This is a genomic window from Pseudomonas sp. RA_35y_Pfl2_P32, assembly GCF_963970735.1.
In the GTDB taxonomy this organism is placed as follows: Bacteria; Pseudomonadota; Gammaproteobacteria; order Pseudomonadales; family Pseudomonadaceae; genus Aquipseudomonas.
Genome location: NZ_CAXAQF010000017.1, coordinates 1 through 20532 on the forward strand (window position 1 = coordinate 1; position 20532 = coordinate 20532).

The 20532-nt window shown below is 55.8% G+C and carries 20 protein-coding genes and 1 pseudogene; 10 read left to right on the forward strand and 11 right to left on the reverse strand.

All coding sequences use genetic code 11. The annotated features are described in order from the left end of the window. Positions 1–123: 123 nt before the first annotated feature. Both AACY45_RS17715 and AACY45_RS17720 read right to left on the reverse strand, forming a co-directional pair. Positions 124–615: a hypothetical protein gene (locus tag AACY45_RS17715; RefSeq protein ID WP_339546658.1), complete on the reverse strand. Its 492-nt coding sequence runs from the start codon at positions 613–615 to the stop codon at positions 124–126. Positions 616–1182: 567 nt separating this feature from the next. Further along, positions 1183–2139 (reverse strand): tyrosine-type recombinase/integrase, encoded by a 957-nt coding sequence (locus tag AACY45_RS17720; RefSeq protein WP_339546659.1) that lies wholly within the window; start codon positions 2137–2139, stop codon positions 1183–1185. 391 nt (positions 2140–2530) lie between these two features. Between AACY45_RS17720 and AACY45_RS17725 the strand changes: the two are divergent. Both AACY45_RS17725 and AACY45_RS17730 read left to right on the forward strand, forming a co-directional pair. Beyond that, a pseudogene (locus AACY45_RS17725) lies at positions 2531–2993 on the forward strand (DNA adenine methylase); the annotation flags it as partial. Positions 2994–3131: 138 nt separating this feature from the next. Next, complete coding sequence (locus tag AACY45_RS17730; protein ID WP_339546790.1) at positions 3132–4586, forward strand: TrkH family potassium uptake protein; 1455 nt, start codon at positions 3132–3134, stop codon at positions 4584–4586. 427 nt (positions 4587–5013) lie between these two features. Here AACY45_RS17730 and AACY45_RS17735 read toward each other — a convergent pair whose 3' ends face one another. Continuing rightward, positions 5014–5916, reverse strand: coding sequence for a universal stress protein (locus tag AACY45_RS17735; protein WP_339546660.1), 903 nt, complete (start codon positions 5914–5916; stop codon positions 5014–5016). A gap of 346 nt (positions 5917–6262) precedes the next feature. On the opposite strand from AACY45_RS17735, the gene AACY45_RS17740 reads away from it, so the two are divergent. Next, positions 6263–7237, forward strand: coding sequence for a TerC family protein (locus tag AACY45_RS17740; RefSeq protein WP_339546661.1), 975 nt, complete (start codon positions 6263–6265; stop codon positions 7235–7237). A gap of 111 nt (positions 7238–7348) precedes the next feature. Here AACY45_RS17740 and AACY45_RS17745 read toward each other — a convergent pair whose 3' ends face one another. Further along, a complete protein-coding gene (locus AACY45_RS17745) occupies positions 7349–8575 on the reverse strand; it encodes an MFS transporter (RefSeq protein ID WP_339546662.1) in 1227 nt (408 codons plus the stop codon). Positions 8576–8804: 229 nt separating this feature from the next. Between AACY45_RS17745 and AACY45_RS17750 the strand changes: the two genes are divergently transcribed. Beyond that, the gene (locus AACY45_RS17750; RefSeq protein ID WP_339546663.1) at positions 8805–9260 is read left to right on the forward strand and encodes a methyltransferase family protein; all 456 of its coding nucleotides are present in this window, start codon (positions 8805–8807) and stop codon (positions 9258–9260) included. A 320-nt stretch (positions 9261–9580) separates the two neighbouring features. On the opposite strand, the gene AACY45_RS17755 is transcribed toward AACY45_RS17750, so the two are convergent. After that, positions 9581–11635 (reverse strand): acyltransferase family protein, encoded by a 2055-nt coding sequence (locus tag AACY45_RS17755; protein WP_339546664.1) that lies wholly within the window; start codon positions 11633–11635, stop codon positions 9581–9583. Positions 11636–12141: 506 nt separating this feature from the next. Between AACY45_RS17755 and AACY45_RS17760 the strand changes: the two genes are divergently transcribed. After that, the gene (locus tag AACY45_RS17760) at positions 12142–12546 is read left to right on the forward strand and encodes a hypothetical protein (protein ID WP_339546665.1); all 405 of its coding nucleotides are present in this window, start codon (positions 12142–12144) and stop codon (positions 12544–12546) included. A gap of 15 nt (positions 12547–12561) precedes the next feature. On the opposite strand, the gene AACY45_RS17765 is transcribed toward AACY45_RS17760, so the two are convergent. Continuing rightward, the gene (locus tag AACY45_RS17765; protein ID WP_339546666.1) at positions 12562–13422 is read right to left on the reverse strand and encodes a LysR substrate-binding domain-containing protein; all 861 of its coding nucleotides are present in this window, start codon (positions 13420–13422) and stop codon (positions 12562–12564) included. Positions 13423–13519: 97 nt separating this feature from the next. On the opposite strand from AACY45_RS17765, the gene AACY45_RS17770 reads away from it, so the two are divergent. Next, positions 13520–14164, forward strand: a complete 645-nt coding sequence (locus AACY45_RS17770; protein ID WP_339546791.1) for an FMN-dependent NADH-azoreductase — start codon at positions 13520–13522, stop codon at positions 14162–14164. Positions 14165–14176: 12 nt separating this feature from the next. Here AACY45_RS17770 and AACY45_RS17775 read toward each other — a convergent pair whose 3' ends face one another. Beyond that, a complete protein-coding gene (locus AACY45_RS17775) occupies positions 14177–14416 on the reverse strand; it encodes a hypothetical protein (protein WP_339546667.1) in 240 nt (79 codons plus the stop codon). Positions 14417–14861: 445 nt separating this feature from the next. Between AACY45_RS17775 and AACY45_RS17780 the strand changes: the two genes are divergently transcribed. After that, the gene (locus AACY45_RS17780; RefSeq protein WP_339546668.1) at positions 14862–15317 is read left to right on the forward strand and encodes a DUF2214 family protein; all 456 of its coding nucleotides are present in this window, start codon (positions 14862–14864) and stop codon (positions 15315–15317) included. 194 nt (positions 15318–15511) lie between these two features. Here AACY45_RS17780 and csrA read toward each other — a convergent pair whose 3' ends face one another. Then, a complete protein-coding gene (gene csrA / locus AACY45_RS17785; protein ID WP_008057174.1) occupies positions 15512–15703 on the reverse strand; it encodes a carbon storage regulator CsrA in 192 nt (63 codons plus the stop codon). Positions 15704–15950: 247 nt separating this feature from the next. Between csrA and AACY45_RS17790 the strand changes: the two genes are divergently transcribed. Both AACY45_RS17790 and AACY45_RS17795 read left to right on the forward strand, forming a co-directional pair. Then, complete coding sequence (locus AACY45_RS17790; RefSeq protein ID WP_339546669.1) at positions 15951–16316, forward strand: SPOR domain-containing protein; 366 nt, start codon at positions 15951–15953, stop codon at positions 16314–16316. Between the two features lie 72 nt (positions 16317–16388). Beyond that, on the forward strand, positions 16389–17300 hold the full coding sequence (locus tag AACY45_RS17795; protein ID WP_339546671.1) for a siderophore-interacting protein: 912 nt from the start codon (positions 16389–16391) through the stop codon (positions 17298–17300). 39 nt (positions 17301–17339) lie between these two features. Here the strand turns inward: AACY45_RS17795 and AACY45_RS17800 are convergent, their stop codons facing one another. The 3 genes from AACY45_RS17800 to AACY45_RS17810 all read right to left on the reverse strand — a co-directional run bounded on the left by AACY45_RS17800 (position 17340) and on the right by AACY45_RS17810 (position 19589). After that, entirely contained in the window at positions 17340–18029 is a 690-nt protein-coding gene (locus AACY45_RS17800; protein ID WP_339546672.1) for an endonuclease I family protein, read from the reverse strand. Between the two features lie 4 nt (positions 18030–18033). Continuing rightward, positions 18034–18312 (reverse strand): DUF1654 domain-containing protein, encoded by a 279-nt coding sequence (locus AACY45_RS17805; RefSeq protein WP_339546792.1) that lies wholly within the window; start codon positions 18310–18312, stop codon positions 18034–18036. 188 nt (positions 18313–18500) lie between these two features. Then, positions 18501–19589, reverse strand: coding sequence for an asparaginase (locus tag AACY45_RS17810; RefSeq protein WP_166590569.1), 1089 nt, complete (start codon positions 19587–19589; stop codon positions 18501–18503). Positions 19590–19932: 343 nt separating this feature from the next. On the opposite strand from AACY45_RS17810, the gene AACY45_RS17815 reads away from it, so the two are divergent. Beyond that, positions 19933–20382, forward strand: coding sequence for a hypothetical protein (locus AACY45_RS17815; protein ID WP_339546673.1), 450 nt, complete (start codon positions 19933–19935; stop codon positions 20380–20382). Positions 20383–20532 lie beyond the last annotated feature (150 nt).

Sequence of the window (20532 nt, forward strand, 5' to 3'; positions counted from 1 at the left end):
TCTTTTCGGTCACTTGATTGACTGCTTGGATTTTGAATTCTTCGGGATAACGCGGGTTGCTCATGGCACCTCCTGATTGGCCTCATTTTAAGGCATGGAGGTGTCTACGAAACCCGGGGCGATTCAGGTTACCCCAATGGGTAGCGTTCCTCGCTGACTCCGGGTGTTTCGAAACATCTGATTGATCACTCTTGGAACCAGCGAGCAGAACTCCTGCGAGTAGACTGTGTTGAGTGGGTCAAGAATATCTTTGTCCAGCTCCGTGTCGGCCTCATGTGCATATGGCTGAGCAACGAACCAGTCAGCGAATTCTTGGAAATCGTGCCACTTTCGGCAGACTGTGCATCCCGCATAAGCGGCAGCCCCAGACTTGTAGCACCGGGCGAGCATGTCTTTCCATTTGCTGTGCGGGCGTCCTGTTGCCTCGTGGACTGGCAAACCGAGCGCCTTGCGTCTTGCTGCCGAGTTATAGCCAACGCCAAACACCAGAGTGTCGGTCGGCAACGGTGCGAACAGCGGCAGCTCTTCACCAAGACTGTAATCAAGGTGGATTCCAGCGACGCTGGGTATTACGTAAATGGTTCGGGTGACGTCATAGATGCTGTGTTGTTGCATGGTGTACCTCCGTTCAGTTAAAAAATGGGCATAAAAAAACCGACACATTGGTCGGCATCGGGCTCGTCATTCTTCTCACTACGGAGGAGCAGGAACTCAGCTATTCGATGTCGTTGACCTCAATGTTGGTGTTGCTTCGATTGCGTTTGTCATGGGGCTTCTCATGATCTGCTATGACTGTCAGGCGGTAGTCAGCCAAAATTCAGGCGTTAAAAAACCTCCTGTGGTTTCGTGCATTTTCAGCACTTGCCACGTAGAGGTTTTTCGGCGATCTGTTCTGCCCACTAGGCAGGAGGAACACTATACACGATCCCCTTAAAAAAGCAACCCCCTAGGGGTTGACATTTACGATTGCCAGAGTTTGGAAAACTCCTTTTCAGCGGAGAGAAAGCATCCTGCTTAGTCCAGACAGCCATGTAAGCCCGTAAACACTGGACTTAACGACGGTTATCCCTCAGGACATGACGAATACAGTGCAGGTTATGCTCGAGTTTATCGATGGTTTCTAGCGAGTTTTCGGAGCGACCAACCTTTCAGTTAATCGAGGCTGGCGGCCCATCCGGTTGGTCAATCAATAAGGTGCAGAACATCCCTGACATTCAAATGGGAGTACCGGGCAACAGATCGTGTATCCCGGTGCCCTGAGACGATCATGATCTGTGCGTTGTTGAAGCCCTTCTTGGCGACGTTGGTGATTCTGGTGTGCCTGAGCTGGTGCAGTCGGACACTACTGTCTAAGCCAGCCTTGACTCGTGCCAATCGCACTGCCTGAGATACGGCGTGTGGAGTGACCGGGAAAATCAAGTTGCTCGGGTGACGTTCTACGGTTGCGCACAGTTGGGCCATCTGAAGAATTTCCACTGCACGGTGGGTGAGGGGAACTGACCGTGTACCGTTCTTTCCATCGATCACATCGGCAATGCGATCCTTTAGGTGCAGGCAGTCTTTGGTCAGCTTCAGGATTTCAGAGCGCCTCATGGCAGTCTCATATGCCAGTTCGACAATGGGCTTCATGATGGGTGACAGCTTCGCCAGTAACTGCTCAAGCTCGCTTGCACTGATCACCTTGTCTGAAGACCGATCAGGCTTGGGGAGTGCGATATCACTGACTGGGTTGTGGATGTCGATCAGTAGGCCGCGCTTGGCGAACCTATAGAAGCGGGACATGAATGCAAGCTGCGTCCTGCACGTGGACGGCTTCACTTTCTTCAGTCGCATAATCTTGAAGTCGTTGATCATCTGTGGGGTGATGTCTTGAATGGGCTGCGTGAAATGCCTGCCCAGATGCTCCACGATTTTAAGTGCGTGGTCGTAGCTGCCTTTCCCTTTGAGCATGGTTTCGCAGTACGTCATGCCCAACGTATAGATGGTGTGGTACTTGCGATCCATCGTCACGGCTTCAAGCTGATTGGCCCATGACTGAGCTTCGGCTTTGGTGGTGAAGGTTTTCGACTGGGGAGATTTACCTTGAATCCGTACCTGAGCATTCCAGTTGCCGGACGGAAGTAAGCGGAAAGTGGCCATTTTTTGACGCCTCATGATGTGAATGGGCGTTCTGTGAAATCCAAGAGCAGCAAGGCTTGCAGCTTGCGCAAGCAGACATTGACATGGTGGGGGTCGTTGGTTCGAGTCCAATCGCGCCTACCAAACAAAATCCGCTCTGCTGGGCGGTCTAGAAGGGCTCACCGAAAGGTGGGCCCTTTTTTGTTGTCGATTTCTTCAGAACGTTGAGACTGTTTTGGGTAAACGACCACCGCGCTACACCGACAGCCCGGCTTTTACCGTCATGTAAACCTGCGCGTTGTCACCATGCCAGCCTGGTAGTGCTCAGTCATCTTCACGTCCGCGCACCCCATCAAGCCCTGAATGCATGCCTGTTTGATGCCCTGCTGCTCGCACAGCCAAGCGCCAAGTGCTTGGATCGCGCCAAGTGTTCGAGTGGCAGAAGATGACCCGCACGTAACTCTTAGCGACATCCCGCGCGCCGCCCGATTTTTCGACCTGCAGCATCATGCCTTCGCCGGCAAGGTCTCCGGGCAGACCTTGGGTACTTCCGTCGAGAATCTGCCCTGGCTGCAATGTGCCGAGCGCCTACCTTTCACTGCATGGCTCCGTCTTACTGGCAGACCGCAGGCTATGGCGTAGATTTTCCTTCGAGCACTACGAGTGCATGGCATGACTTCATGCGCGGCTGCAGGGGCAGGGTGATGGTCAGTGTCAACGACCATCTGGACATTCGCCGGGTGTTTGAAGGCTTGCGCTTTGAGGCGCTGGTTATTCGCTAGATCACGACCAACCAACGCCAGGATAAGGCCGAGGTCAGTGGCGAGTGGGTGATCATGAATGGGGAGTCCACAGCACCAGGCGGGCTTTTTTAGAACGACGGCCTTCAACCCACAGCGGCCCTTTGACGCACGGAGCCCGACTGGTTGGTTGTAGAAATTTTACGAAAAATTTATGGAGCGTTTAGGTTGGGCATCCGATACTGCGCGGTGCAAATTTGGAACGCTACTGTTATGTCCCTCGCAGCCATTCGGCTTATCGGCTTCATCTTAGGCATCTTTCTGATCACGCTGGCCGTAAGCATGGCGATTCCCATGATCACACTGGTGGTCTATGAGCGTAGCGACGATCTGTCGGCATTTCTCTGGTCGAGTTTGATTACATTGATCTGTGGTCTCCTGTTGATCGTGCGGGGGCGGCCTGATACTGGCCAGCTTCGTCCCAGGGATATGTACCTGCTGACCACCGGAAGCTGGGTGGTTGTCTGCACCTTTGCAGCGTTGCCCATGGTGTTCATCAGCGATATCAGCTACACCGACGCATTCTTTGAAACGATGTCTGGCATCACAACCACGGGCTCGACTGTGCTCACCGGGCTAGATAGCTCATCTCCCGGTTTGTTGATATGGCGCTCCATGCTGCATTGGTTGGGAGGGATCGGTTTTATCGGCATGGCGGTGGCGATCCTTCCTCTGCTGCGAGTGGGCGGCATGCGACTGTTCCAGACAGAGTCCTCAGATTGGTCGGAGAAAGTGACACCGCGCTCCCATTTGGCAGCCAAGTACATTCTTTTGCTCTATCTGGGGCTTACTGGTGTCGGCGCTCTGGCGCTCTGGCTCGCTGGAATGACGCCATTTGACGCGGTCAACCACGCAATGTCGTTGATCTCGACCGGGGGGTTCTCAACGTCGGACGCCTCACTTGGGCATTGGACGCAACCCGCGATTCATTGGGTGGCAGTGGCCATTATGATTCTGGGTAGCCTGCCATTCACCTTGTACGTCGCGTCAATGCGAGGCGATCGGCGTGCACTGATCAAGGACCACCAAGTACGCGGGTTCATTGGATTCTTGCTCGTCACATGGTTGGCTGTGGGGACGTGGCTTTGTTTTCACAGCGATTACGGATGGTGGGATGCGTTTCGTATCGTGGCAGTCAATGTGACCTCGGTCGTCACGACCACCGGAGTTGCGGTTGGCGACTACACGTTATGGGGCAGTTTCGCTGTCTTGCTCTTTTTCTATCTGACCTTTGTCGGTGGATGTTCAGGCTCAACGGCAGGGGGTCTTAAAATCTTCCGTTTTCAGGTAGCTGCTGCCCTATTGGTCAGTAGTTTGAAGCAGTTGATTCATCCTCGGGCCGTGATCCAGAAGAAGTACAACGGTCATCCCATCGACGAGGATATCTTGCGTTCGCTTTTGACCTTCTCGTTTTTCTTTACTATCACGATTGCCACCATCGCCTTGGGCTTGGCACTCATTGGACTTGATTGGACAACCGCATTGAGCGGCGCAGCTACTGCGGTATGTAACGTCGGACCCGGGCTTGGCACGATCATTGGGCCGGCAGGTAATTTCTCATCATTACCGGATGCCGCCAAATGGCTACTGACCGTTGGAATGCTACTAGGAAGGCTGGAGATCCTGACTGTATTGGTACTGGTAACTCCAGTTTTCTGGAGATATTGACCCGCTTTGCCGGGATTGAGAGGGGTGGCTCTCCCAACTCTCTCTTCGAACGTTCGAAATCCTCAGCCGCCGCGCAACGTTTGAGTGGTATTCCATTGCAGTTTGCTCAGACGTAGGTCGGCGATGTCAAAAGGAGATGACTTGGTAAAAAGTTCAGCCTACTAGGGCAGCGTCGTGAGGGAGGCTGAGCAATGTGCGGTGCCCTCAACAGGCTAAATCGTGTTAGAGCGTCAATTTGAACGACACAGCTTGGCGCCGTTGCGGTTTTAACCCAGGCTGCCGGAAATCGTCGACCTATCTGAATACTCGGTAATCGATGGTCTTGCACGGCTCTTCACAGGCCACCTAGCGGGCAGTCGAAGTCGGCAGCTTGGGTTAAAACCGCCTCAGCACCAACAACTGGTTGCGATCATGGCGGGTTTTTCATTCATTGATCCGCTGCTCCCTTGATGGCCAAAATACTGCAGGGTACCTGATACAGAATATGCTCCGTGGTACTGCCAATCAGCTTGTCCACCCCTTTGTGATGGGTATTTCCCATTACGAAGACATCCGCTCGAGTATGAGTCGCAAAGTCGACCATCGCTTTGGTTGGCGGCCCTGCAATGAAGTGTTGTCGCTCAGGTGGCACGCCGTAGCGTTTCGCCAAGGTAACGAAGCACTTTTCAAGTGAGCGGCGCACGTCGTTGCTGAAGCCTGGCATCGTCACGGCGCCAGCGCCCGCATCAGAGAAATGTGTGTGTGTCAGTTCATAGGCATAGAGCATGTGCAACTCAGCATCACATTGCGCCGCCATTTCCTTCGCCGCCTGGATGACGCTGTCGTTGATTCCGCTGATCTGGCCCTCTGGATGCGATGGATCAACTGCCGCCACTATCACCCGAGGAAGCGGGCACCTGACGTCGCTGACCAGGTGTATAGGGGTCGGACAATCGCGCAACAACTGCCAATCAAACGGCGTGACGAATACTCGTTTGAGCGCTGATTCGTGACGTATGTCCTTGATAATGAGGTCCGGCTGCATTGCAGCCACATGCACAAGGATTTCTTGCAGCGGGTCACGGGTCAAAGCAACTTCGGTGGTCACATTGATGCCCTTCCTGCGCATGAGTTCGGCCTCGTCCATCAACCATTGCTGGTTCGCTTGCCGGCAACTCTCACGAAGTTGTTCACTGTTGCTCATCAACCGCATAAGGTCGAAGTCTTCGATGAACACCGCGATATGCAGCGCTGCGCCTGTGGCATCGGCAAGTGCAATTGCCCGCTCCATTGCCGGCGAGTGACGCATGGTTGGACCTGCGATTAGAAAGAGTCGTTGATAGTCACTCATGTGGCACCTCCAAACGTTCTGGATTGTCCGCTAGTGTCCCCAACACTGGCGTTTGTCCCACCATGGGCGATCTCTTATCGCCTCAACTACCTAGGTTGACACTATCAATATACGCCAGCATTACCGGCGTTGAGCATTTGTATCAATACTTCGAAAAAAACGAACAGTTCGCAGCGAATAAACGATTTTTACTGATGCAACATGCCCGTTAGCATGACTTCTTCCAGCCCATTGCTGCTTTATGCGGAGACAGTCATGCAGATGGTCATCCAATGCCGCGGTTTCGAGCAATCCGAGGGGTTGCACGATTACTTCCGCAAGCGGCCAACCTTGGGTAGATAGATACATGACTGCCATGAGCGTTGGCCAACCTTGGATGTGGGCTGCCTTTCTCGGGTTCGTTCTCGCCATGCTGGCGCTGGATCTTTTTGTCTTCGGCGGGCGCAAGGCGCATCGTGTTTCGGTGCGCGAAGCGCTGGCCTGGGTCACCACCTGGACCAGTTTGGCGTTGGTCTTCGCCCTCCTGCTCTGGTGGTATCTGCGCGGCATGTTCGGCGCCGAAGTGGCGCAGCGTACAACGCTCGAATTCCTGACGGGCTACCTGATCGAACAGTCGCTGTCGATCGACAACATGTTCGTTTTCGTGATGATCTTCGGCTACTTCGCCGTGCCGCCAGAGTTGCAGCGCCGTGTCCTACTCTATGGGGTGCTCGGCGCCATCATCATGCGCGCGGGTATGATATTCGCCGGTGTCTGGCTGGTGCAGGAGTTTGCCTGGTTGCTCTATGTCTTTGGTGCGTTCCTTGTCATCACCGGCATCAAGATGCTGATCTTCGCCAATCAGCAGCCAGACCTCGAAAAGAATCCTTTGCTGCGCTGGCTGCGTGGCCATCTTCGTATCACCGACGGCTTTCACGGCGAGCACTTCTTCGTGCGCAAGAACGGCCTGCGCTGGGCGACGCCGATGTTCCTGGTGCTGGTACTGATCGAGGCCAGTGACCTGGTGTTCGCGGTTGACAGCATCCCGGCTATCTTCGCTGTCACCACCGATCCCTTCATCGTGTTCACCTCCAACATATTCGCCATCATGGGCCTGCGCGCACTGTATTTTTTGCTTGCCGACATGGCCTACCGGTTCCACTTGCTCAAATTTGGCCTGGCCATCGTACTGGTGTTCATCGGCGGCAAGATGCTGGTCGCGCCGTGGTGGCACATGCCGGTCCAATGGTCACTGACCATCGTCGGCGGCATCATATTGATGTCGGTACTGTTGAGCCTGACTTTGACGAAGAGCAAAACACGGGTTACGCGAGAGCAATGATGAATGCGCGGGACAGGAATACGCTGATTTCGCTGCGAGCCCCTGATGGGCAAGGGCTCCAGCACCTTGAGTTCGCGAAAACCCACGAATAGCCAAGATTAGTATCAGCTGTTAGCAGGGCTGGGCCGCGAGGCTATTGGTGATGTTGCGCCCCAGCACCAGCACGGTAACAAAACCGCAACCTACCAGCGCCGTGGCGAGACTCAGCAGCACCGAGCTGCCCAGTTGGTCGACGATCTGCCCGCCAAAGAACGAGCCCAGCGCAATGATCACCTGGAACAGAGCAACAAATAGCGGCATCCCGCGTTCGACATCCTTGGGGGCTACGACAAACATCCAGATACTGGCGCAGGCCGGGAACGCGCCGAAGGCGAAGCCCCAGAGCGCGATCAGCATCGCAGCGCCAGTCATGCCAATGGCGAAGTGAGGGAATAGGGCGGTGCTGGTGCCGATCATCAGTGCCACCAGCAACAGGGTATGGCGCACGCTGCGGTTGGCCGCGAAACCGGCAAAAATATTACCCAATACTCCGGCCACGCCAAAGAGTAGGAGCAACGAGCCAATAGTCGGTCCGTCGAAGCCGGCACTGTGTTTGAAGAAGGGGGCGACGTAGGTGTACGCGGCAAAGTGCGCCAGGCCGATCAGCAATACCGCAATCAATCCGACTCGAGCTTGTGGATTGATAAACAGGGCTGGCAGGTCACTGATGCGAATGGCCTTTTCCGGGGTCAGGCGCGGTAGCAGGAAGATCTGCGCCAGCAGTACCGGAATGCCCATCAGCGCGGTGATCAGGAAGGTCATGCGCCAGCCCATCAATCCGCTGAGCCAGGTGCCTACGGGGACGCCAAGTACGGTGGCCAAGGTCACGCCGACCATGATGATCGAGGTAGCCTGGGCTACGCCAACCCCCTTGGGTGCCAGCCTGCCGCTCAGGGCGATGGCAGTCGCCCAGAAGCCGCCGATACTAATACCCAGTAGCACACGACCGAACAGTAGCAGGCTGAAGTCGCTGGCGAAGGCCACGACCGAGTTGGCGATGATCATGATCAGCGTCAGGCCGATCAGGAGATAGCGACGGTCCATGGCGCCAATCCCGACAGACAGCAAGGGGGCGGCCAGGGCAGCCATTATGCCGGGCAGGGTAACCATCAGGCCGGCGTGGCCGGCGCTGATGCCAAGGTCACTGGCGACATCGTTGAGCACGCCCACCGGGAGAAACTCACTGGTAACCAAAGCGAATGCCCCCACGGCGACGGAGATAATCGCCAACCACTGCTGTTTGACACTCTGCTGGCTATGTTCGGGGATGTCGCGAGGGGCCTGGCTGGCGCTTGGCATGGTGTTGGATTCCGGGGGAATGTCGCCTGAAGCCAGGCGGGGGAGAAATGGGGGGCGATTATAGGAATCAGATTTGCCAATTCAACAGGCGTGCCTTTCGATAGTAATCATCAGCGCAATCAATGCGGCGTGCTTGGGGTGGCGGCCATCATCGTGTTCATGGGGCTTGACCCTATAGTGGCTATAACCCTCACTCTGGTAGCAAGTTCGAAACTAGTAGGCGTTCATCATGGACAACCGCATCCCTCCACCGCTGGTTGCTACCCTGTTCGGCCTGTTGATGTGGTTCGCTGCTCGACACTCACCGGGAGCCCTGGAGCTGACTATAGAGTGGCGCGCAGGCCTGGCGCTGATGGTGTTGCTAGCAGGTGTAGCTATTTGTCTAGCAGGCGTGCTGTCCTTCCGCCGTGCCCGCACTACGGTCAACCCGCTGAGGCCGGAAACGGCTTCTGCTCTAGTCACTTCGGGCGTCTACAGATATACACGCAACCCCATGTACTTAGGCTTCGCCACAGTCCTGATAGCCTGGTCAATCTTCCTCGCCTGGCCGCTGGCACTCCTGGGCGTGCTGGGCTTCGTGATGTACATGAACCGCTTCCAGATCGGGCCGGAGGAGCGGGCCCTTGCCCGCCTTTTCGGCAGAGCATTCACGCAATACTGCAGCCAGGTTAGACGTTGGCTCTAGAGAGGAGGGCGCCTGTTGTTGGCCGATTTCTGCCTGTCACCACCGCCAGCTTTGGGTCGACTACGGACTGGCACCAATGGCTACGTTGTACCCGAAATCGCATTAACGGGTTCTGTACGCGCGGTTTGGCACTTGGATCTTGAGGTGCTACCCGGTTGATGACGGACTTTCTTTGAATGTACTGGCTGAGTGTTTCATCATGGATTGCTCTGGCGCGCCTCCGAGTGGCTCAGGGTTCCAGCAAGCGCGAAGTATGGATCAATTGCTTGCGTAGGATTAGGGGCATTGACTCAATCCACTTTACCCATGCGATCCATAAATCATTCTTCCAGAATTTCCGGTGCATGTTGCTCAGCCCACTTTACAAAAAGGGTGGCAAGTTGTGCGCTGGCGTATTCTGAGTAATGGCCATATTCATCTCTGAACAAAGGCATGCCATTCCTCACTAGCGAGCAACCAAGGAAGTCACAGAATAATTCGTTCTGGTCGAAGAACTTCACCGTGGGGTGTGTTTTTGAGATTTCATCGATCAATGGTTTGAAGTCATTGAATATTTTTTCTCTTGTTTGCTGGGTGATATCGCACGACGCGGGTCCACTTTTCAGTGGGCGAGAAAAACAACCTTTCAGGTCTTTTTTTATTCTGATGTGAGGTGCAAAAACGATGACTTGAATGCCGTGGCTCTCGAGATAGCTGATGCGTTCTTCAATCGTTTTGATGGCGTCATCGGTTGGTTGGGAGTCGAGGCCGTCTAGAATCGCGTACTTTATTGTTTTTTCTTCTTCGATGATGCTATTGATCAAGAGTTTCTGGTGGTATGCCCGATAGCCAGAGCAGGGGGTTGTGTTGGTTTCCGTGTTTTCATCAGATGGAATCCCCATGTTAGGGGGGCAGGCACCAATGGAGAGGAGAGTGTGGTTGTTTATTTTTTTGTTCGCAGCCAACCCAGGGTACAAATGATTTGCGTAGCTATTGCCCAGCAACAGCAGGGTTGGCTTTTCATCTTTATTTGTGATGCAGAACCACCAGCCATATGACTCTGCCTCTTTGAATTTATACCGATCGACGCAGGTATTGTTTTGGCTGAATTTCCACAGTGGCCCTACAAACTGGCTATTGAACTGTTCTGCGCTTTTGACGGCGTTCCGGTTCGGCAGCCCAGCAAGATTGAAAATTGTAAAGCCCGCTACACCGATGCTCGCCATGAGTACGACAAGAATAGGCGTTTGGAGTTTACTTTGATTGTTTCGTAGCGGGCGCTCTAGAAAGCGATATGTCAGCCACGCCAGAGCGATCGCAGCAAGCACGGCGGCCACTCTGGCTTCTCGGCTCGGAACATCGCTCTGGATAATTCGGGCGAATGCCAGGAGGGGCCAATGCCATAGGTACAGAGGAAAACTGATCAGCCCGAACCAGACGAACAGTTTGCTTGAGAGAATGTTTTTGTTGATCCATGCATCAGGCCCGGCTGCGATAATAAAAAACGCCCCTGAAACGGGAAGGATGGCCCACCACCCGGGGAAAGAATGTTCTTTGGTTATAAATAGTATTCCAAACCCGATTAGGCATGTGCCTGCCGTTGATAGGGTGTTTCTGATTATCTTTTCGTTGGGTTTTGCTGCAGGGTTTAAAAGAACTCTGCGTAAAGTGCCGCCGGTCGATAGTCCCTGCGGGTCTGCTAGTGGATGCCGGTAAATGTTGATGTAGGCGAGTAGCGAGCCAGCGAGCAATTCCCATGCTCTTGTCTGAGGTAGATAGAATGTGGCTGAGGGGTCGCTGTGGATGTTTGCAATGTTCAGGAAAAACGAAATCAAGCTTATTGTTGTAATTATGAGGAGGGCGTTAAAGTGTTTTTTCCAGGCAAGCCATAAAGCCAGTGGCCATAGGATGTAGAATTGTTCCTCAATACCCAGGGACCATAAGTGCAGCAGCGGTTTTATCTCGGCGGAGGTGTCGAAGTAGCCACTTTCGTTCCAGAGTACGAAGTTGGAAATAAACGTCGATCCACCGAGCAGGTGTTTTCCTAGCTGAGAATATTCATCTGGATAAAGGACGAACCATCCGAACATGCTGCACGATACCAGTACGGTGATCAGCGCTGGGAAAATTCGTTTTATCCGACGCCCGTAAAACGCCAGGAAGTTAAAGGAGTTTTTATCAAGGCTGTTAAATATGATGGTGGAAATCAGGTAGCCAGAAATAACAAAAAATACATCGACGCCAATGAATCCGCCTTTGAGCCACGCTGGAAACGCATGGAAAAAAACGACAGCTAAAACCGCTATGGCACGGAGTCCGTCAATATCCGGGCGATATTTGGGGTGGACAAGGTGTGGCGTGGTTGCGGTATTTTCCTGCTCCGAAAATGAAGTCATTACTGCATCAAGCTCCCTGCGTGATGTCATCGTGTTGCAAATGTATCTCGGTATTATTCTCGCTAGCTTGAAACCACTCCGGGCGACAGGTTCTGGCACCCGTTAGTGGTTCAGCCTTCGCCGTTCCGAAAGTCGGCGTAGTCGAGGCGTCGATACAAGCGGCAAAGCAGTGACTTCGGGCTTGCAACTCTTGCAGCTATAGCAGTGGCTGAATGGGTAGGGCAAGGGTTTGAGAAGTTTCCTACAGCTATGGTCGATTTAAATGCTTAGGATTGTCGTGTTCGCCCGGTATAGCGGTTGCACAGAGCTGCTAGTGGCAATAGAGGAGGCTGGGCGAGCGTCTTTTTTCGTGTGCTCGCGTCCCTGCCGTCTTCGGTACTAATCCCTTCTACCCAAGCCCATTCTCTTTGGTCTTTAGCGACCTCTTGACATTGGGCGCCAGTCTTGGGGGCTGCAATTCTGAGCTTCAGCCCGCAGAGGCTGCCTTCAAGGAAAAGGAGTCCGCCATGCTCGGTCACTACGCGCAATACAGTCAGCACTACATCACCACCTTGATGATCGTCACCACGCTGTTTTTTGCCCTGCCGATCTTTATTGCACCCATTGCCTGGGCCCGGGCGATGCGCTGGACTGTTCCCGAGCATCAACATCTGGCGATCTATTTTGGCCGGTGCCTGGGGGCGTTCATCCTGGTGGTGGAAGTGGCGATGTTGCGTTCTGCAACCACGGGTACCAGTTTTAGCTACGCCTTCGACATCCTGTTTGTGGTGTTCACGCTGATGTTCGTGGTGCATGTGTATGGCGCGGTGAAGCGTATCCAGCCGATTACGGAAACCCTGGAGATCGGCTTCTGGATGGTCCTGTTGGCGCTTAATACGCTGTTTTATCCGGCTACGTCCATCACCTTGTAGGGGGGCAAGCCTGGTCTATTCCAGTCCCCTGCGCGTCGCGCAATACTCCACAATCAGTCCCGAAATCGCCGCGACAATCAACTGATCCGCTCCAGGTGCGGCAAACAGCCGGAACTGTGCATCTGGCAGGTCCGGCAAGCCGTGCTCCACACCTAGTGCCGCCAGCCCCTGGCCCAATTGACTGGTCGCCATCGGTGCCACTGCAAAACCGGACAGTGCCGCGGCCCGCAACCCGGCAGTGCTGGTGCAGGACATGGCCGTGCGCTGAGGGATTCCCGCCTGGGCCAGACGGGTCAGCGCCACCTCGCGATACGGGCATGGTTCCGGGAAGAGCGCCAGGGGCAGGGGGGTCGGTAGCGAGGTTAGGGGGTGTGCGGGCCCGGCCCACACCAGGGGTTCTTGCCAGAGCAGTTGACCCGGTTCGTGGGTTTCGCACACCGAACCTATCACCAGTTCCAGATGGCCTTGTTTCATCTGGTTGAGCAAGGTGCCGGGAATGCCCACTTGTACATCGATCTCCAGGCCTGGGTACTGCGCGGCGAAAGCTTGCAGCGTGCGCAATAGCCGTGCTTCGACAAAATCCTCGGACAGCCCGATTCGCAGTCGCCCGTGAAAGGGGGCGCGAGTCAGTTCCGCCCAGGCATCCCGGTTGAGCGCGAGGATCGTGCGGGCATAGGCGATCAGGCGTTCGCCGTCGGGCGTCAATTGTTGTGAGCGGGTCGTGCGCTTGAGCAGCGGTTTGCCGACCTGGTCTTCCAGGCGGCGTAAATGCCCGCTGACTGCGGACTGGGTCAGGCTCAGTTTCTCGGCGGCGCGGCTGAAGCCGGCTTCATCGACCACGGTGACAAAGGTTTTGAGTAGCAGAATGTCGAACATAGTTAAATTCGTGATCAATACGGTAGTTAATCACGATTTATATTTTAATTGGCGCTATGTTGCAATGGCCTCCAGATTCCCACTCTTGAGGTCATCCATGGCTAGGCTCGTGCATATTGAATGTTCTCCCCGTAAACAGCGTTCGGCCTCCCTGCAGGTTGCCCGCAGCTTCATCAGCCGTTATCAGGAGCATCACCCGGACACCGAGATCGTCACCCTCGATCTGTGGGCTATGGCGCTCCCGGAGTTTGATCAGCATGCCATGGACGCCAAGTATGCCGGGCTCGCAGGCACAGCCTTGACGCCCGCGCAGCAAGCCGCCTGGAGCACCTTGAGGGCGTTGGCCGAACCGCTGCATCGCGCGGACCTGCTGGTGCTGTCCGTGCCGCTTTGGAATTTCAGTATCCCCTACAAGCTCAAGCACTTCATCGATCTGGTGTCGCAGAAAGACCTGTTGTTCGGGTTCGATCCTGAGCGTGGCTTGTATGGCTTGCTGCACAACAAGAAGGCCGTGGTGGTCTACGCCCGCGGACTGGATTTTTCGCCGCGGTCGAGCACGCCGGCACAGTATTTCGACTTCCAGGAGCCTTACGTGGCGGCCTGGCTGCAATTTATCGGGATCAGTGATTCCCACGCGGTGATTATCGAGAAAACTATCCTGGGTGAGGTGCAGGATTTGCCTGCTCGCGAGGCCGCTACTCAGCAGGTCAGGTGTTTAGCGGACAGCCTTTGTCGCCGTTGAGGAACCCCGGTTTCAGGCGCCGCCGACTTGAAGGTGCGTGTCGAGCGAGGTTCGCAGGCGTTCGGTATTGAGTCTGGCGCATTCGGCCTCAGCCTCCAGGCGGCTCGGGTAGGCCTGTTGCAAGCGCAGCTTGTCCTGGTTGTCGTAGAGGTTGAATCCGGTGGGGGATGTCTGGCAGTAGGAGTGTTTCCCTCCGCGCACGGATTGGGTCTCGACCGGAATCGCCGGCACTACAACATATCTTGGAACCATGCTCGCCTCCTCTGACCCGCGTGATGGTGAGTCTAAGCAATAGCGGCAAACTGCCATCAGCTCAAGGTCGTGGATTGGAATTCCGATGGGCAACCGTTTTTAACGAAGGTTTTGCCTGTTCGCTGCGGGAAGACAACCGGTCGTTCTCCTCATGACTTAGATGGCGGTACCAGCCACAGAAAGCCATGCCGAGTGTGATGACGACCAAGGTGGAAAATGCGATGGCAGCGTAGGTGATCACAAGTGTTGCAAATCCTTGCGGCGGTGATCAGGTAATCATAGGTCCGTTACGGCTATCAGGATGTAGGACAAGTCTTTTTGTTCTGGGGGAATGATCGAGCGTGCTGTTTTCAATGGCGCAGCGATCAGCGCCTGGCAGGCGAAGTCCAGCGCAATGGGCTACTACTGACGGAGCGTTTTTCCGTTCAGAAGGGGAGTCCAGGCTATGGCTGTTCACTGGTTGCTGGCGGCGGTTCACCTGCTGGCCTATGCCCTCGCGTTGTGGGCCGTGCTGGCACGTGCCGCGGCTTTTCGCCGAGTGATGCCGGATGGCAACGGGGCCCGCAGTGTTTTGCTGGCCGATAACGTCTGGGGTGTTTCGGCGATCATCTTGTTGCTGACGGGAGGGCTGCGGGCCTTTGGCGGATACGAAAAAGGGACGGACTACTATCTGCACCAGCCATTGTTCCACCTGAAAATGACGTTGTTCATCATCATTGTGCTGCTGGAAATTGCGCCCATGCTGGCGTTGATCAAGTGGCGTATTGCATTGGGGCGGCAGGCTCCGATCGACGCCGGGCGCACTGCGCTGTTTGCCAGGATCTGTCATGTCGAGGCGTTGTTGATCGTGTTGATGGTCATCGCGGCCACGGGCGTGGCGCGCGCAGTGACATTCGGCTGAGGGTTGCTCTGACGACGGTTCCGACGGGAGAAAAGAGAATCGGCTGACAGCGTCGCCTGGGGTTGTCCCGTTAGTATCGACGTTGTTGGGGGGCATGAGGTCGGATAGGGCGCGGCCAGAACCTATGCAGTGCACAGAATCTTTAGCCAGCCATTACTCAAACAAGCAGGCTGGCTTCTGATTGCTGTTCAGGCTCAGGTTTGCGGTTTTTCCGGTGCAGTCAGGCCTGCCTGGATGCGCTGGTAGATTTCTTCTCGATGCACCGCAACGTCTTTCGGGGCATTGATACCAATTCTGACCTGCTGGCCGCTAACGCCCAGAATGGTGATGGTAATGTCGTCACCGATGTTTATGCTTTCACCGACTTTGCGGGTGAGTATCAGCATGATCTTCTCCTTGATAGCTTTGTAGGGCACCTGACTCACGTACAGATGTCGGTAATACGTATAGATTAGTGCGAAGTGTCACGGTTTGGGTGCTTCTTTCTGACGCGTAGACGCTGCATTAATTCCCGGGGTGCGACTATACAGAGCCTGCAATCATCATTCTCGTTGTTTTATCCCCTGTTTGCTTGGGTTGAGAGGCATTTTTGAGTGATAAGATCTGCGCCTTTGGCATTCAGAGGGAAAAGCTGTGCGCAAATTGATGTGGGTGATCGCGGTATTGGCGCTGACCGGGTGCGGTGAGCAGGTCGGGCAGGGGGCGAAGAAGCCTCAGGCGCCGGTGGTTGCCAGCCCGGCAGAGGTCGCTGTGCCGCAGTGGGATGTGTTGGTGCAAGGTTCGACTCCGCAGGCCGTCAGTGACCTGACCGGGTGGTTGATCGAGCATAGCTTTGTTTCCTACGTCGTCACGCAAGACGGCAAACAACGTGTGCTGGTAGGGCCCTTCAATTCCAAGGCTGATGCCGAAAGTCGCCAGGCTCAGGTGGCCGCCGCCCTGGTCAAGGCAAAGAAGCAGAATATCGAGACCCTGGTCATCGAGCACAACAGCGCCAAGTAATGCCTGCCTAAAGAGTGAGCAGTGTTATCCGTCTATAGGGATAACGACTCATCACCTTCAAGGGAGGTTCCCATGGCCCGCGCTGCCCCTTACACCGTGTTCGACGCCGTCCTGCAACAAAAGCAGGTGCTGAGCCCGCATCTGATGCGAGTGACGCTGGCCGGGCCCATGGTGACCGGCATGGCCACTTGGGCACCGGATCAGCGGGTAAAGCTGTTTTTCCCGGCCGCCGATGGCAGTCTTGCCAGGCTGGTCCATGATGCGGACTGGCACACCGGCTACCGTTCCCTCCCCCTGGCGCAGCGCCCGGCAATGCGCACCTACACCATTCGCCACCTTCGCCCTACCCAAGGCGAGGTGGATATCGACTTTGTCTTGCACGGCGAAACGGGGCCGGCTTCACGCTGGGCGCTGCATGCCCAGCCGGGTGCGAGTCTACAGATCGTTGCACCTGACCGACGTTTCAGTGCCGAGCAAACCGGTGGTTTTGAATGGAAGCCACCCGTGGGGCTGGGGCAACTGCTGCTGATGGCCGACGCCACCGCGCTGCCGGCCGCACTGGGCATACTTGAAGCGTTGGCTGGGCAGCAGGCGCAGCCAGCGACTCAGGCGTTTTTCGAAGTGCAAACGGCTGCCGATCGATTGCCGGTGCCCCAGTGGCCGGGGCTGGATGTGCAATGGCTGATCCGTGATGAGTGTGCGCCTGTCGCTGCGGGCATGCTGATGGTTGAGGCCGTGCAGCACGCCCAATTACCGGATTTCAACCTTGCAGCCGGCGACCACAGGGCATTGCCCGACATTGATGTCGACCAGGAGATTCTCTGGGAAACCGGTTCCGCACAGGGCACGGTTTTTTATGCCTGGATCGCCGGGGAGAGTGCTGCCGTCATGAGTCTGCGCAAGTATCTGGTCAGTGAGCGGCAGGTTCCTCGGCAAATGCTCAACCTCATGGGGTACTGGCGTCACAACAAAGCCGGAAGCTAGCCTGTCTGGGGCCCGGGGTGGGGGACCCCGGGCCTGGTCTTAACTACAGCGCTTCATGTCGACCGGACCGACAAACTCATTGGCGCGACCCATGACGCAAGCCACCTTCTGGTTGCGCTGGCGCTCCCAGACTTGCACCGGGTAGGTCTTGTTCCAGGCTTCGTACAATTGCCGATCCTGCTTGGACAGGCGCAGGCCGTACTGCTTGCTCATGTAGAAGTAAGTGCGGGCAATCATGCCGCGGATGGATGGGCGTGGCATGACTTTCTTGGCCTTGAAGTCGACCTGGGTCAAGCATGAACCATATTGCCCGCTTTGGACCGGCAGCCAGCCGAAGCTGAAATTGCTGCGGTCGCCATTCACCTCGCCGATGCTGGGTACCAGGTTGTGCAAGTCGGCCTCGGCGCGCTGGTAAGTTGGATCATGGCGGGTGCAGTTCTGCCGTCCACCTTCCTGCCAGCACTGGCGCTGGTGGCCGATCTGCCAGGCCGGCACTATGTGTTCCCATTCAATGCGTGCTGCGCGGTTGGCGTTTTTCCGGGGTACGTAGCCACAGGCCGCCAGGTCGACCCGATTACCGGTGTACTTGCAGCCGCAGTAGAACTCGGTGGACTGCGGTGCGTAGAGCGTCCAGGCGATCTTTTTCGCTTCGTTAAATGTACGTGGCGCCTGCGCGTGTGCGCCGGCCGCCACCAGGAGCAGCAGCAAAGCAAAACAACGAACCATCATCGACTCAATCTTCCTTCGGCACGACCCAGAAAATCTGCACGCCACCGTCGTCGCGATGGGCGAGGGTGACATTGTCGTTCTCGGCGATTTCTTCGAGCAGTCGTTCCCACTCATCGACCGGCTCATCGGGGAGGCGGAAGATCAGTGCGGCTTTGGCTTTTTGCGCGTTCGGCGAGTTGATGATTTTTTGAATGCGTAAACCCATTCTTTCGTAAGAACCGGGTGGGTTGCTGTTTGCTTGGGAAGTGGCCACGGGAGAGTCCTTATTAAGCTGTACGTGCATACAGTATTTAACTGTAAGCATTTTCGCAACTGCTTAAAATTCAAGAAAATCCTCAGACCGCAGGTTTTGTGTTTTGGTGTACGTTGGCTGGTTTTTTTGCAGTGCTTGCGCCAGGGCTGGCGCTGACTCGCCCGGACGGGCGAGTCAGGAGGGTAAGCGTGCAACCCGGGCGGGCCGCACGCACTCAATCAGTATTCCCAGAACATCCGTTGCAGCTCTTTGCTGTCCGATGTCTTGGTCAGGGCAACCATGGCTAGAATCCGAGCTTTTTGCGGGTTCAGGTCATGCGCCACGACCCAGTCGTACTTGTCGTCTGGCTGTTCTGCGTTGCGCAGGACAAAACCGCCGGCATTGACATGGGAAGAGCGAATGATCTGCACGCCATCCTTGCGCAGAGCTTGCAGGGACGGCACGACGCGCGAAGACACCGAGCCATTGCCGGTGCCAGCGTGGATGATCGCCTTGGCGCCGGACTGGGCCAGGGCTTTGTACGCGGTGTCGCTGACGTTGCCGTAGGAGTAGGCGATCTCTACGTCAGGCAGGCTCTTGATGGTTTTGATATCGAATTCCGAATCCATGGTGTGACGCTTGGCCGGCAGGCGGAACCAGTAGGATTTGCCTTCGACGACCATGCCCATCGGGCCCCATGGGCTCTTGAACGCTTCAGTCTTGATGTTGACCATTTTGCTGACATCACGACCCGACTGGATCTCGTCGTTCATGGTCACCAGCACGCCTTTGCCGCGTGCGTCCTTGCTGCCGGCTACTGCAACGGCGTTGTACAGGTTGAGCATGCCGTCTGCCGACATGGCAGTGCCGGGGCGCATTGAGCCAACCACGACGATAGGCTTGTCGGTTTTTTCCACCAGATTGAGGAAGTAGGCGGTCTCTTCCAGGGTGTCGGTGCCGTGGGTGATGACGATGCCGTCGACGTCCTTGCTGTCGGCCAGTTCGGCCACGCGGCGGCCCAGTTGCAGGAGGTTTTCGTTGGTGATGCTCTCGGAGGCAATTTGCATCACTTGCTCACCGCGAACATTGGCCACCTGGCTCAGTTCGGGCACGCCGGCGATCAGTTGCTCGATCCCGACTTTGGCGGCCTGGTAGGTCGCGCTGTTGGCGGCACTGGCGCCAGCGCCGGCAATGGTGCCGCCGGTAGCGAGGATCACCACATTCGCCAGTTTTTGCTGGTTGGCGACTTCTTTTGCCTGCAGGGCTGTCGGCAGAAGCAGCAGGAGGGCCAAGGCGCCCGGAACAAGGGTGTTGAAGGCAGATTTCATTATTTTCTCTCTAATAGTGATGACGGTGCTGATGCAGGTTCATCTAGATTCCCCCAGGCCGATCTGTATGCCGGGGGTAGCGGGTTAGAGCAGGATTTGTACCAGCCTTGTGCGAGAATTCGATTACTTATAAGTAATTGATTTATAAGGTATTAATTGATTTGTTGAGCTTTGATGTAACGAGGCGTGTCCGGAATCCCGACCAGGAGTGGAAGAAGTGTTCGGTTGTCCGAAAATTCCTACGGCTTGCGCGTGTGCGCCACTTCTTTGCTCGACCACGGCATTCAAGAAAACCCGGTGCTAGCCGATGCTCCGTGAAGGATCATTTTTCCAAGGAGCTCAGATGACCACATCAATCGGTTCAACCCCTGGCCTTACGGTTCGTATCAACGAAAGACCTTTGGTGGTTGTCCAGGCGTCGGACAAAGCGCTGGCAGATGCCCCGGGCGACGTGTTGGCTGTCGAGGAGCAGGGCGCAGGCAAACCGGTGGTCAGTTCCAGGCTGCAGGCCGAGTCAAGTCCGTCTTCGCAAGAGTCCGGCGGCAATACCCTGGTGCAAACCCTGCAAAAGCGCATGAAGGAACTGCAGGCATTGTTGCAAAAACAACAGGAACAGTTGGCCGCTGCCCAGGCTGCGTCTTATCCGGCGCCCGAAACCAAGGCCACCGTGGTGGCGGGCATTCAAGGGCAGATCGCCTCGACCAGCGCAGCGCTGATGGAGACCGCGGCGGCCCTCGCCAAGGAGCTGGGCAAAGGTTCGACTTCGGGTGGACTGGTCAACACCACGGCTTGAGTGTTCAGGCATTGGTGAGTCGTTGACAAATGGCAGCAGGTTTCCCATAGTTCGGTCTACGCAAACGTTTGCGCAGTGGTGCCTGTGAACAGCAGCGATGGCTGTGGCGCTGCTGGCGATGCACGCGTTGCTCACAATAATCATAAGATC

Coding starts and splice junctions, on each gene's coding strand:
- AACY45_RS17810 (WP_166590569.1), bottom strand. CDS start 19,589: ATGAAATCTGCCTTCAACACCCTTGTTCCGGGCGCCTTGGCCCTCCTG.
- AACY45_RS17765 (WP_339546666.1), bottom strand. CDS start 13,422: ATGTTCGACATTCTGCTACTCAAAACCTTTGTCACCGTGGTCGATGAA.
- AACY45_RS17775 (WP_339546667.1), bottom strand. CDS start 14,416: ATGGTTCCAAGATATGTTGTAGTGCCGGCGATTCCGGTCGAGACCCAA.
- AACY45_RS17770 (WP_339546791.1), top strand. CDS start 13,520: ATGGCTAGGCTCGTGCATATTGAATGTTCTCCCCGTAAACAGCGTTCG.
- AACY45_RS17730 (WP_339546790.1), top strand. CDS start 3,132: ATGTCCCTCGCAGCCATTCGGCTTATCGGCTTCATCTTAGGCATCTTT.
- AACY45_RS17740 (WP_339546661.1), top strand. CDS start 6,263: ATGACTGCCATGAGCGTTGGCCAACCTTGGATGTGGGCTGCCTTTCTC.
- AACY45_RS17815 (WP_339546673.1), top strand. CDS start 19,933: ATGACCACATCAATCGGTTCAACCCCTGGCCTTACGGTTCGTATCAAC.
- AACY45_RS17715 (WP_339546658.1), bottom strand. CDS start 615: ATGCAACAACACAGCATCTATGACGTCACCCGAACCATTTACGTAATA.
- csrA (WP_008057174.1), bottom strand. CDS start 15,703: ATGCTGATACTCACCCGCAAAGTCGGTGAAAGCATAAACATCGGTGAC.
- AACY45_RS17750 (WP_339546663.1), top strand. CDS start 8,805: ATGGACAACCGCATCCCTCCACCGCTGGTTGCTACCCTGTTCGGCCTG.
- AACY45_RS17760 (WP_339546665.1), top strand. CDS start 12,142: ATGCTCGGTCACTACGCGCAATACAGTCAGCACTACATCACCACCTTG.
- AACY45_RS17720 (WP_339546659.1), bottom strand. CDS start 2,139: ATGGCCACTTTCCGCTTACTTCCGTCCGGCAACTGGAATGCTCAGGTA.
- AACY45_RS17755 (WP_339546664.1), bottom strand. CDS start 11,635: ATGACTTCATTTTCGGAGCAGGAAAATACCGCAACCACGCCACACCTT.
- AACY45_RS17735 (WP_339546660.1), bottom strand. CDS start 5,916: ATGAGTGACTATCAACGACTCTTTCTAATCGCAGGTCCAACCATGCGT.
- AACY45_RS17805 (WP_339546792.1), bottom strand. CDS start 18,312: ATGCACGTACAGCTTAATAAGGACTCTCCCGTGGCCACTTCCCAAGCA.
- AACY45_RS17795 (WP_339546671.1), top strand. CDS start 16,389: ATGGCCCGCGCTGCCCCTTACACCGTGTTCGACGCCGTCCTGCAACAA.
- AACY45_RS17800 (WP_339546672.1), bottom strand. CDS start 18,029: ATGATGGTTCGTTGTTTTGCTTTGCTGCTGCTCCTGGTGGCGGCCGGC.
- AACY45_RS17745 (WP_339546662.1), bottom strand. CDS start 8,575: ATGCCAAGCGCCAGCCAGGCCCCTCGCGACATCCCCGAACATAGCCAG.
- AACY45_RS17780 (WP_339546668.1), top strand. CDS start 14,862: ATGGCTGTTCACTGGTTGCTGGCGGCGGTTCACCTGCTGGCCTATGCC.